This is a genomic window from Streptomyces sp. R-07 (assembly GCF_049913175.1).
Classification (GTDB): Bacteria; Actinomycetota; Actinomycetes; order Streptomycetales; family Streptomycetaceae; genus Streptomyces.
In genome coordinates this window covers 4,199,045-4,214,946 of the sequence record NZ_CP183978.1, presented here as the reverse complement: position 1 = coordinate 4,214,946, position 15,902 = coordinate 4,199,045, and the positions used below count along the sequence as shown (strand labels likewise).

General features: G+C 71.3%; 13 protein-coding genes and 3 tRNA genes. 5 read left to right on the top strand and 11 right to left on the bottom strand.

All coding sequences use genetic code 11. The features are described 5' to 3' along the window. Positions 1 to 121: 121 nt before the first annotated feature. The 4 genes from purM to ACN9M0_RS19195 all read right to left on the bottom strand — a co-directional run bounded on the left by purM (position 122) and on the right by ACN9M0_RS19195 (position 4,647). A complete protein-coding gene (gene purM / locus ACN9M0_RS19210) occupies positions 122 to 1,189 on the bottom strand; it encodes a phosphoribosylformylglycinamidine cyclo-ligase (protein WP_399696317.1) in 1,068 nt (355 codons plus the stop codon). Between the two features lie 75 nt (positions 1,190 to 1,264). After that, positions 1,265 to 2,791: an amidophosphoribosyltransferase gene (gene purF / locus ACN9M0_RS19205; RefSeq protein ID WP_399696316.1), complete on the bottom strand. Its 1,527-nt coding sequence runs from the start codon at positions 2,789 to 2,791 to the stop codon at positions 1,265 to 1,267. Between the two features lie 216 nt (positions 2,792 to 3,007). After that, a complete protein-coding gene (locus tag ACN9M0_RS19200) occupies positions 3,008 to 3,820 on the bottom strand; it encodes an META domain-containing protein (RefSeq protein WP_366037471.1) in 813 nt (270 codons plus the stop codon). A gap of 38 nt (positions 3,821 to 3,858) precedes the next feature. Continuing rightward, complete coding sequence (locus tag ACN9M0_RS19195) at positions 3,859 to 4,647, bottom strand: sterol carrier family protein (protein WP_426403942.1); 789 nt, start codon at positions 4,645 to 4,647, stop codon at positions 3,859 to 3,861. A gap of 66 nt (positions 4,648 to 4,713) precedes the next feature. Between ACN9M0_RS19195 and ACN9M0_RS19190 the strand changes: the two genes are divergently transcribed. Then, positions 4,714 to 5,121: a nuclear transport factor 2 family protein gene (locus ACN9M0_RS19190; RefSeq protein ID WP_366037473.1), complete on the top strand. Its 408-nt coding sequence runs from the start codon at positions 4,714 to 4,716 to the stop codon at positions 5,119 to 5,121. Positions 5,122 to 5,186: 65 nt separating this feature from the next. On the opposite strand, the gene purL is transcribed toward ACN9M0_RS19190, so the two are convergent. Genes purL through purS form a run of 3 tightly spaced genes read right to left on the bottom strand, consistent with a single transcriptional unit; the run spans position 5,187 to position 8,376 of the window. Further along, positions 5,187 to 7,436, bottom strand: coding sequence for a phosphoribosylformylglycinamidine synthase subunit PurL (gene purL / locus ACN9M0_RS19185; RefSeq protein ID WP_366037474.1), 2,250 nt, complete (start codon positions 7,434 to 7,436; stop codon positions 5,187 to 5,189). Next, positions 7,436 to 8,134, bottom strand: a complete 699-nt coding sequence (purQ, locus tag ACN9M0_RS19180) for a phosphoribosylformylglycinamidine synthase subunit PurQ (RefSeq protein ID WP_366037475.1) — start codon at positions 8,132 to 8,134, stop codon at positions 7,436 to 7,438. The genes purL and purQ overlap by 1 nt, the downstream gene beginning before the upstream one ends. Next, positions 8,131 to 8,376 (bottom strand): phosphoribosylformylglycinamidine synthase subunit PurS, encoded by a 246-nt coding sequence (purS, locus tag ACN9M0_RS19175; RefSeq protein ID WP_017240564.1) that lies wholly within the window; start codon positions 8,374 to 8,376, stop codon positions 8,131 to 8,133. The genes purQ and purS overlap by 4 nt, the downstream gene beginning before the upstream one ends. 366 nt (positions 8,377 to 8,742) lie before the next feature. Between purS and ACN9M0_RS19170 the strand changes: the two genes are divergently transcribed. The 4 genes from ACN9M0_RS19170 (at position 8,743) to ACN9M0_RS19155 (ending at position 9,651) form a co-directional block, all read left to right on the top strand. Continuing rightward, positions 8,743 to 9,084: a histone-like nucleoid-structuring protein Lsr2 gene (locus ACN9M0_RS19170; RefSeq protein WP_366037476.1), complete on the top strand. Its 342-nt coding sequence runs from the start codon at positions 8,743 to 8,745 to the stop codon at positions 9,082 to 9,084. 132 nt (positions 9,085 to 9,216) lie between these two features. Then, positions 9,217 to 9,288 (top strand) — tRNA-Gly (locus ACN9M0_RS19165). A gap of 80 nt (positions 9,289 to 9,368) precedes the next feature. Beyond that, a tRNA-Gly gene (locus tag ACN9M0_RS19160) sits at positions 9,369 to 9,441 on the top strand. A 134-nt stretch (positions 9,442 to 9,575) separates the two neighbouring features. Continuing rightward, positions 9,576 to 9,651 (top strand) — tRNA-Gly (locus tag ACN9M0_RS19155). A gap of 82 nt (positions 9,652 to 9,733) precedes the next feature. Here ACN9M0_RS19155 and ACN9M0_RS19150 read toward each other — a convergent pair. The 4 genes from ACN9M0_RS19150 to purD all read right to left on the bottom strand — a co-directional run bounded on the left by ACN9M0_RS19150 (position 9,734) and on the right by purD (position 15,852). Next, positions 9,734 to 10,645 carry a phosphoribosylaminoimidazolesuccinocarboxamide synthase gene (locus ACN9M0_RS19150; protein ID WP_366037477.1) on the bottom strand — a complete coding sequence of 304 codons (912 nt, stop codon included), beginning with the start codon at positions 10,643 to 10,645 and terminating at the stop codon, positions 9,734 to 9,736. Between the two features lie 88 nt (positions 10,646 to 10,733). Next, positions 10,734 to 12,194, bottom strand: a complete 1,461-nt coding sequence (locus ACN9M0_RS19145; RefSeq protein WP_399696314.1) for a N,N-dimethylformamidase beta subunit family domain-containing protein — start codon at positions 12,192 to 12,194, stop codon at positions 10,734 to 10,736. Between the two features lie 241 nt (positions 12,195 to 12,435). After that, entirely contained in the window at positions 12,436 to 14,322 is a 1,887-nt protein-coding gene (locus ACN9M0_RS19140) for a hypothetical protein (protein WP_426403941.1), read from the bottom strand. 279 nt (positions 14,323 to 14,601) lie between these two features. Continuing rightward, on the bottom strand, positions 14,602 to 15,852 hold the full coding sequence (gene purD / locus ACN9M0_RS19135; protein WP_366037481.1) for a phosphoribosylamine--glycine ligase: 1,251 nt from the start codon (positions 15,850 to 15,852) through the stop codon (positions 14,602 to 14,604). Positions 15,853 to 15,902 lie beyond the last annotated feature (50 nt).

The window sequence follows — 15,902 nt, the reverse complement described above, 5'->3', positions numbered from 1 at the left end:
CGAAACCCGGACCGGGGTCACCCGGCCGGGTTTCTGTGCTGTCCGCACACGGACGGCACGGAGAGCGGATACGCCGACGGGGCGCCCCTCAGGAGCGCCCCGCCGTCCTGCCTCGTACGGACTACTTCGCGTAGTCCCCGACCAGCTCCGCGCCCGTCGTGTGCGCGCCGCGCTCGGTGATCTCGCCCGCGACCCAGGCCTCGACCCCGCGGTCCTCCAGGGTCGCCAGGGCCACGTCCACGGACTCGGCCGGCACGACGGCCATCATGCCGACGCCCATGTTCAGGGTCTTCTCCAGCTCCAGGCGCTCCACCTGACCGGCCTTGCCGACCAGGTCGAAGATCGCGCCCGGCGCCCAGGTCGAACGGTCGACCGTGGCGTGCAGGCCGTCCGGGATCACCCGCGCCAGGTTGGCGGCCAGGCCGCCGCCCGTGATGTGGCTGAAGGCGTGGACGTCCGTGGTCCGGGTGAGGGCCAGGCAGTCCAGCGAGTAGATCTTCGTGGGCTCCAGGAGCTCCTCGCCGAGCGTCCGGCCGAGCTCCTCGACCTGCTGGTCGAGGGTCATGCCGGCGCGGTCGAAGACCACGTGCCGCACGAGCGAGTACCCGTTGGAGTGAAGGCCCGAGGACGCCATGGCGATGACCGCGTCCCCCGTACGGATACGGTCGGCGCCGAGCAGCCGGTCGTACTCCACGACACCCGTGCCCGCGCCGGCGACGTCGAAGTCGTCCGGGCCGAGGAGGCCCGGGTGCTCCGCCGTCTCGCCGCCGACCAGGGCGCAGCCGGCCAGGACACAGCCCTCGGCGATGCCCTTGACGATGGCGGCGACCCGCTCCGGGTGGACCTTGCCGACGCAGATGTAGTCGGTCATGAAGAGCGGCTCGGCGCCGCAGACGACGATGTCGTCCATGACCATCGCGACCAGGTCGTGGCCGATCGTGTCGTACACGCCCATCTGGCGGGCGATGTCGACCTTCGTGCCGACGCCGTCGGTCGCCGAGGCGAGCAGCGGACGCTCGTAGCGCTTGAGGGCGGAGGCGTCGAAGAGGCCGGCGAAACCGCCGAGGCCGCCGAGGACCTCGGGGCGCTGCGTCTTCTTCACCCACTCCTTCATGAGCTCGACGGCGCGGTCGCCCGCTTCGATGTCGACGCCCGCGGACGCGTAGCTGGCACCGGTGGTCTGAGACATGGGTTCAGAGCTTTCGTGTCGTCGTGCTGCTCGTACCGCCCGCGCCGCACAGGCGGCGCGGGCAGCCGGGGGGTCTTACGGGCGACGGAGCGCGTCGGAGGCCGCGGTGGCGGCCGGGCCGGCGGCCAGCTCGGTCTCCAGGAGCTGCTTGCCGAGCAGCTCGGGGTCCGGCAGCTCCATCGGGTACTCGCCGTCGAAGCAGGCACGGCAGAGGTTCGGCTTCTGGATCGTGGTCGCCTCGATCATCCCCTCCAGGGAGATGTACGAGAGCGAGTCCGCGCCCAGCGACTTGCCGATCTCGTCGACCGACATCCCGTTGGCGATCAGCTCCGCGCGGGTCGCGAAGTCGATGCCGAAGAAGCAGGGCCACTTGACCGGCGGCGAGGAGATCCGGATGTGGACCTCGGCCGCACCGGCCTCGCGGAGCATCCGGACCAGGGCGCGCTGGGTGTTGCCGCGGACGATCGAGTCGTCCACGACCACGAGCTTCTTCCCCTTGATGACTTCCTTGAGGGGGTTCAGCTTCAGCCGGATGCCCAGCTGGCGGATGGTCTGGGAGGGCTGGATGAAGGTGCGCCCGACGTAGGCGTTCTTCACCAGGCCGGCGCCGAAGGGGATGCCCGAGGCCTCGGCGTAGCCGATGGCGGCCGGGGTGCCGGACTCCGGCGTCGCTATCACCAGGTCGGCCTCGACCGGCGCCTCCTTCGCGAGGCGGCGGCCCATCTCCACGCGGGAGAGGTACACGTTCCGGCCGGCGATGTCGGTGTCCGGACGGGCCAGGTACACGTACTCGAAGACACAGCCCTTGGGCTTCGCTTCCGCGAATCGCGAGGTGCGGATGCCGTTCTCGTCGATCGCGATCATCTCGCCCGGCTCGACCTCGCGGACGTAGCTGGCGCCGCAGATGTCGAGGGCGGCGGACTCGGAGGCGACCACCCAGCCGCGCTCCAGACGGCCGAGGACCAGCGGGCGGATGCCCTGCGGGTCACGGGCCGCGTAGAGCGTGTGCTCGTCCATGAAGACGAGGGAGAAGGCGCCCCGGACGTCGGGGAGGACCTTCGCGGCGGCCTGCTCGATGGTGAGCGGCGTGCCGTCCTCGTCGACCTGTGCGGCGAGCAGCGCCGTAAGGAGGTCGGTGTCGTTGGTGGCCGCGACGCGGGTGGTGCGGCCTTCCTTCTTGGGCAGGTCCGCGACCATCTCGGCGAGCTGCGCCGTGTTCACCAGGTTGCCGTTGTGGCCGAGCGCGATCGAGCCGTGGGCGGTCGCCCGGAACGTCGGCTGCGCGTTCTCCCACACGGAAGCCCCGGTGGTCGAGTAGCGGGCGTGACCGACCGCGATATGACCTTGGAGGGAACCGAGAGAAGTCTCGTCGAAGACCTGGGAGACAAGTCCCATGTCCTTGAAGACGAGGATCTGGGAGCCATTGCTTACCGCGATTCCCGCGGATTCCTGGCCCCGATGCTGGAGGGCATAGAGCCCGAAGTACGTGAGCTTTGCGACCTCTTCACCCGGAGCCCAGACACCGAAGACGCCACAAGCGTCCTGGGGGCCTTTCTCACCGGGGAGCAGATCGTGATTGAGTCGACCGTCTCCGCGTGGCACGTTTCCGAGTGTAGACGGGCTCGACCACTGGTCCGAATTGAGGAAATGTGGAGGTGGCAGCCCTCGTGCGATCACACGAAATGATCAACTCCGGCCTGGAGAGGGCTACGAAGCAGGCGGGGTAAGGGATTCCGGCCCCCGGGCCCCGGCGAGCGGACGCTCGTACCAGGCCCGGGGCGGTCCGGCGATGTGACGGACGCCGCAATCGGCAGCCGCTCAGCGGACGGTCGGGGTCGCTGTGAGGCCTTCGCCGGAGGCGTCGGTGAGGGTCAGCGTTCGGTGGTTCAGCCGATAGGTGAGCGGGCCGTCGAGGAGCTCGTACAGCCGCGTCTCCAGCTTCATCTGCGGGGGCGTGCAGATCATCCGGGTCGTCGCCGCCGGGCCCTCGACGGTGAGGGTGCGGGCCTTCTCGTCGACGCGGGCGGTCGCGGAGAAGTTGTTGCAGCCGAGGTTGCCGGTGACCCGGCCGTCGGCGCCGAGGACGAACCGCGCCTTGGCCCCGCTGCCGGCGGGCAGGGAGGAGGGCGTACCGGCGCGCGAGACCAGCCCGTCGATCTTCCAGGTGGTGCCGAGCAGCGGGACGGCCGGCTCGGAGGTCAGCTCCACGCTGTTGCGCCCGTCGGCCGAGGTGAACCGCAGGCCGTCGCCCTTCATCGTCCCCTTCAGCGGGCCCGAGAAGGCCTTCAGGAACTGCGCCTCGAAGCGCCCCCGGTCGCCGGTGCAGGCCTTGCCGGTCACCTCGGCGAGGGTGACGGTGAGGGTGTCGCCCCGGAGCAGGACGGGGGCGCCGAAGGTGTTGCAGCCGCTGTTCCCCCCGGCGAGGCCGTCCTCCTCGAAGTCGACGCGCGCGCCGTCGGGCGCGGCGGACCTGGCGCCGTCGACCGTGACGGCGTCGACCGTCCAGGACGTGCCGGCGACCGGCAGGTCGGGCTCTCCCGCGCCCGCCCCGCTCCCCGCCCCTCCTTCCGTACCGCAGGCCGTGAGCAGAAGGAGGGGAACCAGGACGACGAGTGCGCGTGGCTTCGGCATGCAGGTGGGACGGACCGACCCGGCGTACGGTTCCGGGGCTAGCCCATCAGGGGGAGCAGGTCGTTCAGGTCGGCGCGCTCGCCGCTCGCGCTGATGTGGGCCGCGTCCAGCTCCGCCGCCCAGTCCGTACGCCCCGTCGCGAGCCTGATCCAGGTCAGCGGGTCCGTCTCCACCACGTTGGGCGGGGTGCCCCGGGTGTGCCGGGGGCCCTCCACGCACTGCACCACCGCGTACGGCGGGATCCGCACCTCCACCGCACCGCCCGGGGCCTTCGCCGCGAGGGCGTCGGCGAGCAGCCGGGTGCAGGCGGCGAGGGCCTGCCGGTCGTACGGGACGTCCGCGCCGGTCGCCGCGTTCAGGTCGTCGGTGTGGACGACGAGTTCGACGGCGCGGGTGACGAGGAAGTCCCCGAGCCGCATCACGCCGAAGCGGGTCGGGACGAGCCGCTCGTCGGAGGCGGACGCGAGCGCCTCCTCGTACCGCGCGAGCGTCTCCGCGTACAGCGCCGGCAGGTCGCCCGTGTCGATCGCCCGGGTGTCCTCGTCGATGCTCCCCGCCGCCGTCGCCGTGGCCAGGGGCCAGTCGACCAGGGCGAGTTCCCGCCGCAGCGGCTCGGGCTCCGCGAGCTTCCGGGACAGGGACGCGAGCACCATCGTCAGGTGCGCCGCCAGCTCCCGCACCGTCCACTCCCCGAGGCGCGTCGGCCCGTCCAGCTGCTCGGGCGTGAGCGCGGCCACCGCCTCCCGGACGTTCCGGAACTGGGCCAGGACCGCCGCCCTGGTCTTGGCGGAGTCGTACGTACGGGGACGCTTCTTGGCGGGTGGCATGGCCCGAGGCTAGCCCTGAGACTGGAAGGAACGGAGCCAATCGCAGCGAAAGCAGGCGACGGGACCATGACCCACCACGAGCACCCCGATGCCGCACTCGTGCGCCGGGGCTACGAAGCGTTCACCAAGGGTGACATGGAGGCTCTCGGGGCCACCATGACCAGCGACTGTATCCACCACGCACCCGGCAGCACCCGGTTCGGCGGGCATTTCAAGGGCCGGGACAACGTCCTGGCCATGTTCGGCGAGATGTTCGAGTACACCGGCGGCAGCATGCGCGTCGAGCTGGGCGGCATCTACCCCGACGGCCGTGGCCATGTGATCTCGACCCACAAGTTCTACGCCGAACACGGCGATCGCGGGATCGAGATGAACGGCGCCATGTTCTTCACGATCATCGGAGGCAAGGTCTCGGACGTCGACGAGTGCGTCGAGGACATCACCGAACTCGACGCCTTCTACTCCCAGGCCTGAGGAAGACGTCGAGCCCCCGCCCAGGCGAGGGCGGGGGCTCGTTTCCGTACGGATACGGCGTCGGATCAGGCCAGCAGGCCCGGGATCGTCGCCTCGTGCGCCTCGCGCAGCTCCGTGAGGGAGAGCGCGAACTCGCCCTGCACGTCCACCGCGTCACCGTCGACGACACCGATCCGGGTCGCCGGCAGACCCCGCGCACCGCACATGTCGGTGAAGCGGAGCTCCTCGCTGCGCGGGACGGCGACGACCGCACGGCCGGCCGACTCGCTGAAGAGGAACGTGAAGGCGTCCAGGCCCTCCGGGACGACCAGCCGCGCGCCGTTCCCGCCGCGCAGGCAGGACTCGACGACCGCCTGGACGAGACCGCCGTCGGACAGGTCGTGCGCCGCGTCGATCATGCCGTCGCGGGAGGCCGAGATCAGGATCTCGCCGAGCAGCTTCTCCCGGTCGAGGTCCACGGCCGGCGGCAGACCGCCGAGGTGCTGGTGGATGACCTCGGACCAGGCCGAGCCGCCGAACTCCTCACGCGTGTCGCCGAGCAGGTAGAGGAGCTGGCCCTCTTCCGCGAAGGCGATCGGCGTACGGCGGTTGACGTCGTCGATCACACCGAGGACGGCCACGACGGGCGTCGGGTGGATCGCGACCTCACCGGTCTGGTTGTACAGGGAGACGTTGCCACCCGTCACCGGGGTGCCGAGCTGCAGGCAGCCGTCCGCGAGACCACGGGTGGCCTCGGCGAACTGCCACATCACGGCCGGGTCCTCGGGCGAACCGAAGTTCAGGCAGTCCGAGATCGCCAGCGGCTTGGCACCGGAGGCGGCCACGTTGCGGTACGCCTCCGCCAGCGCGAGCTGCGCACCCGTGTACGGGTCGAGCTTCGCGTACCGGCCGTTGCCGTCGGTCGCCATGGCCACGCCGAGGTTCGTCTCCTCGTCGATACGGACCATGCCCGCGTCCTCGGGCTGCGCCAGGACCGTGTTGCCCTGCACGAACCGGTCGTACTGGTCCGTGATCCAGGACTTCGAGGCCTGGTTCGGGGAGGAGACGAGCTTGAGGACCTGGTCCTTCAGCTCGGCGCCGTTCTGCGGCCGGGGCAGCTTGCCGGCGTCGTCGGCCTGGAGCGCGTCCTGCCAGTCCGGGCGCGCGAACGGCCGGTGGTAGGTCGGGCCCTCGTGGGCGACGGAGCGCGGCGGCACGTCGACGATCTGCTCGCCGTGCCAGAAGATCTCCAGGCGCTCGCCCTCGGTGACCTCACCGATGACGACGGCGATGACGTCCCACTTCTCGCAGATCTCCAGGAAGCGGTCGACGTACTGGGGCTCGACGATCGCGCACATGCGCTCCTGCGACTCGCTCATGAGGATTTCCTCGGGCGAGAGGGTCGCGTCGCGCAGGTGCACCTTCTCCAGGTCGACCCGCATGCCGCCGGAACCGGCGGAGGCCAGCTCGGAGGTCGCGCAGGAGAGCCCGGCGCCGCCGAGGTCCTGGATGCCCGCGACCAGCTTCTCCTTGAAGATCTCCAGGGTGCACTCGATGAGGAGCTTCTCCTGGAAGGGGTCGCCGACCTGGACGGCGGGGCGCTTGGTGGGCTTGGTGTCGTCGAAGGTCTCGGACGCGAGGACCGAGACGCCGCCGATGCCGTCGCCACCCGTGCGGGCGCCGTACAGGATGACCTTGTTGCCGGGGCCGGAGGCCTTGGCGAGGTGGATGTCCTCGTGCTTCATCACGCCGATGCAGCCGGCGTTGACGAGGGGGTTGCCCTGGTAGCAGGAGTCGAAGACGACCTCGCCGCCGATGTTCGGCAGGCCCAGGCAGTTGCCGTAGCCGCCGATGCCGGCGACGACACCGGGCAGCACGCGCTTGGTGTCGGGGTGGTCGGCCGCGCCGAAGCGCAGCGGGTCGACGACCGCGACCGGGCGGGCGCCCATGGCGAGGATGTCGCGGACGATGCCGCCGACGCCGGTGGCCGCGCCCTGGTAGGGCTCGATGTACGAGGGGTGGTTGTGCGACTCGACCTTGAAGGTGACCGCGTACCCCTGGCCGACGTCGACGACGCCCGCGTTCTCGCCGATGCCGACGAGCATGGCGTCGTTCTCGGGGGTCTTCTCGCCGAACTGCTTCAGGTGGACCTTGCTGCTCTTGTAGGAGCAGTGCTCGGACCACATGACCGAGTACATGGCGAGCTCGGCGCCGGTGGGACGGCGGCCGAGGATCTCGCGGATGCGCGCGTACTCGTCCTCCTTGAGGCCGAGCTCCTTCCAGGGCTGCTCGCTGTCCGGCGTCTCGCTCGCGTGCTTGACGGTGTCGAGGCTCATCAGGCGTTGACCAGCTTCTTGAGGATCGAGGTGAAGAAACCGAGGCCGTCCGTCTTGCCGGTGCCGATCAGCGGCTCGACGGCGTGCTCCGGGTGCGGCATGAGGCCGACCACGTTGCCCGCGGCGTTGGTGATGCCCGCGATGTCGCGCAGCGAGCCGTTGGGGTTACCGAATGCATCAGCTTCGCGGGCCACGTAACGGAACGCGACCCGCCCCTCGGCCTCCAGCTCGTCGAGCGTGCGCTCGTCGGCGACGTACCGGCCGTCCATGTTCTTGAGCGGGACCTCGATCTCCTGGCCCTCGGTGTAGTCCGAGGTCCAGGCGGTCTCCGCGTTCTCCACCCGCAGCTTCTGGTCGCGGCAGATGAAGTGGAGGTGGTTGTTGCGCAGCATCGCGCCCGGCAGCAGATGGGCCTCGGTGAGGATCTGGAAGCCGTTGCAGATACCGAGGACGGGCATGCCCGCCTTCGCCTGCTCGATGATCGTCTCCATCACCGGCGAGAAGCGGGAGATGGCTCCGGCCCGCAGGTAGTCGCCGTAGGAGAAGCCGCCGGCCAGGACCACGGCGTCGACCTGCTTGAGGTCCTTGTCGCGGTGCCAGAGCGAGACGGGCTCGGCGCCCGCCAGGCGGGCGGCACGCAGCGCGTCCTGGTCGTCGAGCGTTCCGGGGAACGTGACGACGCCGATGCGTGCGGTCACGACTCCACCTTCACGATGAAGTCTTCGATCACGGTGTTGGCAAGGAAGGTTTCGGCCATCTCATGGATGCGGGCGAGGGCGGCATCGTCGACCGGCCCCTCCACCTCCAGCTCGAAGCGCTTCCCCTGACGGACGTCGGCGATTCCGGCGAATCCCAGGCGGGGCAGTGCACGCTGCACCGCCTGCCCCTGAGGGTCGAGGATCTCCGGCTTGAGCATGACGTCGACTACGACGCGTGCCACTGGCACTCCCGGTGGTGTGTTGCGTGGGCGGTTCCCTCAGCGTACCTGCCTCCAAATTCTACGCGGGTAGAGATCTGAAGGATCCTACAAAAGCCCGGTTCAGAGCGGTGTGCGTCACACGGACGCCCTCCACGCGCCCGGTACACACTCCCCCGCAAAATTCGAGCGAAATATTGCGGTCCACATTGCGCTGGGACACGCTGAAACAATTGACAGGGCTTCACAATGCGACGCCTACCGCTGTACAAAGGAATCCAGAAGAAAGCAGCATTGTCCCGGCACAGCCGTATGGTCGGCATCGTCGCACGTCAGGGGCGCCACAAGCGCCCTCCCGGCCTCGGCGGCCGCAGGAAAGGACCGATATCCGTGGCTCAGCGTGTGGTGGTCACTCTCTCCGACGACATCGACGGCGGAGAAGCGGCTGAAACGGTCGCGTTCGGCCTCGACGGGAAGATGTACGAGATCGACCTGAATGCTGCCAATGCAAAGAAACTCCGCAAGGCCCTCGCGCCCTACCTCGCCGCCGGCCGCAAGCAGCCGGCCCGGGCGGCGGCCGGCCGGAGCCTCTCGGCCGACTCGTACACACACACCGCCCTCGCCCCCGACCCGGCGGCGGTCCGCGCCTGGGCGCAGTCCAACAAGATGGACGTGCCCGCCCGCGGCCGGATCCCGAAGCGCGTCTACGAGGCCTTCCGCGCGGCGAGCTGAGCGGGACGCGCAGGACCCGGCCGGCGCCCGCCGAGCGGGCCGGGGAGTCGATTTGCATTGCCCCCCCGGTGATCGGCTAGAGTCTGGATCACGCCGAGGGGCGAGGCCGAGAAGCCGAGTCCCCAGCAGCGTGCGGGTGTAGTTCAGTAGCAGAACAGCCCCCTTCCAGGGGGAAGGCGCAGTGTGCAATCCCTGTCACCCGCTCTGCATCGCATTACCTAGCACTCCGGTGCATCAGGTACAGTGGTGCTCGCACCGCCCGGTGGAAGCCGGTCGGGAGCAATGCGGACGTGGCTCAGTTGGTAGAGCATCACCTTGCCAAGGTGAGGGTCGCGAGTTCGAATCTCGTCGTCCGCTCAGGGTGCGAAGGCCCCGGTTCTCAGGAACCGGGGCCTTCGTCGTGCTCCCGACGTGATGTGAAGGGCCCCACACGGCGGTGTGTCACAAGCACCCGAGACGTTGGGTATAGTTAGCAGCGCGCTACGGCGCATGCGGACGTGGCTCAGTTGGTAGAGCATCACCTTGCCAAGGTGAGGGTCGCGAGTTCGAATCTCGTCGTCCGCTCCATGAAGAAGCCCCCGGTCGATCCGACCGGGGGCTTTCTCGTTCCCTGTCCGGGAATCCCTCTCCGGGAATCCCGGTCCGGGAATCAGGACCAGGTGTTCCCGGTCAGCAGCTCGTACGCCTCGATGTACTTGGCGCGGGTCTTCTCCACGACCTCCTGCGGCAGCGCCGGCGGCGGCTGCTCGCTCTTGCGGTCCCAGCCGGAGGCCGGCGAGGTCAGCCAGTTCCGCACGATCTGCTTGTCGTACGAGGGCTGGGCGCGGCCCGGCTGCCACTCGTCGGCCGGCCAGAAGCGGGAGGAGTCCGGGGTGAGGACCTCGTCGGCGATGACGAGCCGGTCGCCGTCCGGGGTGCTCTCGAAGCCGAACTCGAACTTGGTGTCGGCCAGGATGATCCCGCGCTCGCGCGCGATGTCCCGGGCCCGGCCGTACACGTCGAGGGTCGTCCGGCGCAGCAGGGCGGCGGTCTCGGCGCCGACCTGGCGGGCGACCTCCTCGTACGAGACGTTCTCGTCGTGGTCGCCGACCGCGGCCTTGGTGGCCGGGGTGAAGATCGGGGCGGGCAGCTCGGAGCCGTCGGTGAGGCCCTCGGGGAGCGCGAGGCCGCAGACCGTGCGGGACTCGTTGTACTCCAGCAGGCCGGAGCCGGTGAGGTAGCCGCGGGCCACGGCCTCGACCGGGATCATGTTCAGCGACTTGCAGATCAGCGTGCGGCCCGCCCAGTCGGCGGGGGCGCCGGCCGGCAGCTCGGTGGAGAGCACGTGGTGCGGGACCAGGTCGGCGAGCTGGTCGAACCACCAGAGGGAGAGCCGGGTGAGGACCCGGCCCTTGTCGGGGATCTCGGTGGGCAGGACCCAGTCGTACGCGGACATGCGGTCGCTCGCCACCATCACGAGGTCACCGGCCTCGTTCCGGTACAGGTCGCGGACCTTGCCCGTGTGGAGATGGGTCAGGCCCGGGACCTGGACGGGCTCGGGCTTTTCTACGAATCCGGACACGGTTCCTCCGCGTAGGTTGATCCAGGAGCGAGTCCGATTCTCTCGCACATCCGGGCGGATCCGGCCGCGAGGCCCTGTGACCCCCCGCTCAGTCCCTCTTGCAGATGCGGTCCAGGAGGTTCGCGGTGGCGCGCTGGACCCGGGCGTCGACATGGCCCGGCCGGTCCAGCGCCGGTGACCAGGCGAAGGTGCCGGACGCGAAGACCCACGCGCCGGACGGGGCCCGGTAGAGACTCGTCTCCTGGTGGCGCAGCGCCCCCTCGCCGTCCCGGTAGGGCGAGTGCGCGAGCAGGATGCGGCCCTGGTGCTCCGGGAGCGCGGTGCGCGGGAAGTAGCGGTCGGCCTCGCCCGCGACCAGGCCCGGGAGCTCGTCGCCGTCGCCCGCGCCGGTGGCGTCCCAGAGCCAGTGCTCGGCGTTCCGTACGACCAGCGGATGCGGTTCGGGCACCCGGCCCGCGTACTGGATGCCGAGGAGCTGCTGCTCGGGCCGGTCGACCTCGCGCCAGAGCGCGGGGCGGCCGGGGCCGCGCCGCTTGCGGCAGGTGAGGAGGCGGTCCGGCACCCCGGACGGCGAAGGGCCCAGCTCCACCTGCCAGTACATGGTGTTGGCGGAGAGGAAGACGAGCGAGGTGCCCTGGTCGCGGGCGAGTTCGGCGGTGCGGCGCATCGGGGCCGACCAGTACTCGTCGTGTCCCGGGAAGACGAGACCCCGGTAGCGGCTCGGGTCGACCCGGCCCGCGTGCAGGTCGCGCGTCTCCGCGTAGGCCAGGTCGTAGCCGTAGCGCTCGGCCCAGCGGATGAAGTCGTAGGCGTGCCCGACGTGCAGGGGCAGCCCCGCGCCCGCGTACGGGCGGTCGAAGGAGACGGTGACGGCCGCCTCCTCCTCGCCGAGCAGCCGGCCCTCCTCGTCCCAGGCGTGGTAGAGGCTGGCACCGGTGCGGCCGTCCTCCGGGTAGAGGTTGTACGCCTGCCAGGTCACGTCCGGGAGGACGAGGAGCAGATCGGCCGGATGGTTGTCGCGGACCGTGAAGGGGATGTGCGAGCGGTAGCCGTCGGCGGTCGTGAGGACGGCGACGTACGCGCCGATCGACCAGTACGAGGGGACCTGCAGCCGCCAGGACTGCCACCAGTGATGGCAGGAGACCGTGCGGTCGGCGGTGAGCGGGGCCGGCTGGACGATCCCGGAGAGGCGCGGACTGGTGGTGATCTTGGCGGCGCCGTCGCCGCCGTAGTGCCCGATCCGGTAGACGTCGACCGAGAACTGCTGCGGCGGGTCCACGGTGATGTGGAAGTCGATGGACTCGCCCGGCGCCACGGCCCCGTCGGACGCGAAGCCCTTGATCTGGCGCCGGACGTCGTCGGCCGTGCGCGGGCCGCCGCTGCCGCCCCGGGCCAGGATCTCGTCCGCGTACCAGGGGACCATCTGACCGGTGTCGTCGAAGTAGTTCTCCGAGCCGCGCAGCCAGGGCAGCGGGCCCTGGCCGAAGGGATCGGAGACCGCGTGCGCGAGCGCACCCGACTCCCACCGTCTGATCTGCTCCGCCCCCATGTGCGCCCCTCCCTCGACTCCCCCGGTCGGCCGGTCAGTGCCTGTGGCTCGTGCCTCTGTCTTCGTGCCTCTGTCAGTGACGGTCTCCAGCACATCACATAACGCACGCACTCCGTCACCGTTCGTCGTGAATTGGCGAGAGCGGAAGCGACGGCTCCGGACTGCCGGTCGTGCTGGCGGTCGCGCTGCCGGTCGTGTTCCCGGTCGCGCCGCCGGTCGTGCTCCCGGTCGTCAGGGCCGCTCAGACCAGGCGTACGGGCTTCTCCGGGCGCACCCCGGTGCGGGTCAGCCAGACCCGCAGGGGCTCCGGGTCGCCGTCCTCGACGAGGGCGAGGACCCGGGGACCGAGGTCCGCCGCCCGCTCGCCGCCGACAAGCAGCGCGGGACCGTCGAGCCAGTCGAGACCGGGGGCCGCCTCGGCGGTGTCCACGGCCGCGCAGCAGACCATCGCGGTCACATGGTCGGCGAGCAGGTCACGGCCGGTACGGGGCGGCTGGAGCGGGAACAGCGGCAGGGGTCCGTCGGGGCCGCTGACGGCGTGCGGGGCCGCGGGGCCGCTCCCCTTCTCGGTGGTGCGGGCGGCGGTCTCGGCCGCTGCGGCGACCCGCGCCTCCCTGGCCGCCTCCTCGCGCGCGAGGAGCGCGCTGAGCGCTCCGGCGAGCGCCTCGGCGGCGGGGTTGACCGGGTCTTCTTCTTCCTCGTCCTCGTCCCGGCCCTCGTCGTGGCCTTCCGTGGTGATGAGGTCGGGGGCGGCGGCGGGGTCCGGACCGGTGGCGGGTTCGGGGTCGGGGTCGGCGGCGGGGTCTGGACCGGTGGCGGGTTCGGGTTCGGGGTCGGGGTCGGGGTCGGGGTCGGGCTGGGGCTGGGGCGTCGTCAGGTGGGTCATCACCCGGGTCAGGGTCGGGCCGGGTGCGTCGGAGGCCGGGCCGCCGGCGGCGCCGGCCACGCCGAGGCCGTCGAGGACCTGGTGCAGTCGGGCCGCGTCGGTGCGCCACTTCCGGTCGACGACCTCCTCCGGGTACTGGCTCCACTCCACCGGCGCCCAGTCGGGGCCGGGCTCGGCGGGGCCGCCGTGGAAGAGGCGGGCGGCGAGCAGCGAGGTGGCCTCGTCGACGGCGCCGGGCTCCTCCAGGAGGTCGCAGGCCGGGCGCTCGCCGAGGCGGGAGGAGAAGCCCTCCGCGAGCCGGTCGCGGCGGGAGAGCTCGGTCAGGGCGGAGACCACGCCCGCGTCGAGCTTGGCGGGCCAGCGGCCCATGCGCCAGGCCGGCAGCGCGACCCTGGTCAGCAGGCGGTCCCAGCCCGCGTAGGCCAGACCGACCTGCTCCTGGGCGACGATCCGTACGCCGTAGTCCACGGCCTGGGCGCGCTCCGAGCCGGCGGCGGCGACCCCGCGCTCCATCTCGGCGGCGTGCCCGCGGCAGGCGCGCAGCAGCACGCGGGCGACCTGCCCGACGCCGCGGGAGCCGAGCCGGCGGAGCGGGTCGAGGCCCGGGCCCCCGGGCACGGCCACGGCGGCGTCCAGACCGCGGATGAACCGGCGGGCGGCGGCTATGTCGGGGTGGGCGGCCGGTCCCGTACCTGCGACGACGGGCGCGAGGACCGCCCGCAGCTCGCCGACGCGCATCCACCACAGGAAGGGCGAGCCTATGACCAGGACGGGAGCGCCGTCGCCGCCGGACGTCCGGCGATGGCGGTGGGCCCGGTGGGTGCGGTCCTCCAGCCAGCTGTCGCAGTCCGGGGTGAGGGCTATCGCGGCGGGCGCCGGGACGCCGAGCCGGTCGGCCAGGTCGCGGACCAGCCGGTACAGATCGGGGGCGGCGGTCTCGGCGAGCTCCACCGTCGGCGTGGCGGCCGGGCGGGCCCGGGCGACGACGAGGGCGACGGCCGCGGCGGCGAGGAGGACGAGGACGGCGAGCACGGTCACGATCCAGCGGGCCGTGTCCCAGCCCGCCCCGGTGAAATGACCCGTGACCCCGCCCGCGTACAGGACGACGGCCACCGCGGCGGGGAGCACCGCGAGGCCCAGTGCCCTGCCGCGAACGCGGAGGACGGCGAGGGCCCGGGAGTGCGCGGCGCGCGCACCCCACTCCTCGCCGACAACGGAACCGGTACCGGACACGCCGTTCATCACCCCCTCCTGTCCTCGACGGGACTGCCTGTGGCGGTGTTGCTCACTCCCCCACTGTGGCACCCGCCACTGACATCGCAATGCCGGTGGGCCAAGTGCCGGAATGCCTTCGCCGCACCCTAGTTGGGGCTGTGGCGGGCGTCATCCGTATGGCCGAGCCGTCACTCGATGGAATGGCTTTGGGTAAAGGTGATGGCGCACTTGTGGCCGTGTGGTTCACGGGTTCCGCACCACACGGCCACAAGAGGAATCAGAGAATTCGGGCGAAATCGAGCCGGATCAGGCCTCGGCGGCCTTCCGCGCGATGTCCGTACGGTGCTGCGAACCGTCAAGGCGGATGCGGCCGACCGCCGCGTACGCGCGCTCGCGGGCCTGCGCCAGGTCCGTTCCGGTGGCGGTGACCGAGAGGACCCGGCCGCCCGCGCTCACGACCGCGTCGCCGTCCCGCTTCGTACCGGCGTGGAGCACGTACGCGTGCGGGGCGTCCTGCTCCGCGACCTCGTCCAGGCCCTCGATCGGGTCGCCCGTGCGCGGGGTGTCCGGGTAGTTGTGGGAGGCGACGACCACGGTGACGGCGGCCTCGTCGCTCCAGCTCAGCGGGGCCTGGTCGTCCAGGGTGCCGTTGGCGGAGTTCAGCAGGACACCCGCGAGCGGGGTCTTCAGACGGGCCAGGACGACCTGGGTCTCCGGGTCGCCGAAGCGCGCGTTGAACTCGATGACCCGCACGCCACGGCTGGTGATCGCCAGACCCGCGTAGAGGAGCCCGGAGAACGGCGTGCCACGGCGGCGCAGCTCGTCGACCGTCGGCTGGAGGACGGTCTCCATGACCTCCTCGACCAGCTTCGGGTCGGCCCACGGCAGCGGCGAGTACGCGCCCATGCCGCCGGTGTTCGGGCCCTCGTCGCCGTCGAGCGCGCGCTTGAAGTCCTGCGCGGGCTTCAGCGGGAGGACGGTCGTGCCGTCGGTGATCGCGAAGAGGGAGACCTCGGGGCCGTCGAGGTACTCCTCGATGACCACCCGGTCGCAGGCGAGCGCGTGCGCCCGGGCCTGCTCGACGTCCTCGGTGACGACGACGCCCTTGCCGGCGGCCAGACCGTCGTCCTTGACCACGTACGGAGCGCCGAAGGCGTCGAGCGCCTCGTCGATCTCGGCCGGGGTCGTGCAGACGTAGCTACGGGCGGTGGGGACGCCGGCGCCGGCCATGACGTCCTTGGCGAAGGCCTTGGAGCCCTCCAGCTGCGCCGCCTCCCGGGACGGGCCGAAGACGGGGATGCCGGCCGCGCGGACGGCGTCGGCGACGCCGGCGACGAGCGGGGCCTCCGGGCCGACGACGACCAGCTCGGCGCCCAGCTCGGTGGCGAGCGCGGCGACGGCAGCGCCGTCGAGCTGGTCGACGGGGTGCAGCTCGGCGACCTCCGCGATTCCGGCGTTGCCGGGCGCGCAGTGCAGAGCGGTGACGTCGGGATCGAGGGAGAGAGAGCGGCACAGGGCGTGTTCGCGGGCGCCGCCGCCGATGACGAGGACCTTCACGCCTGCCAGAGTAGCCCGCGGGGCGGGGTGCCCCTTGTGCGGGCCACCGA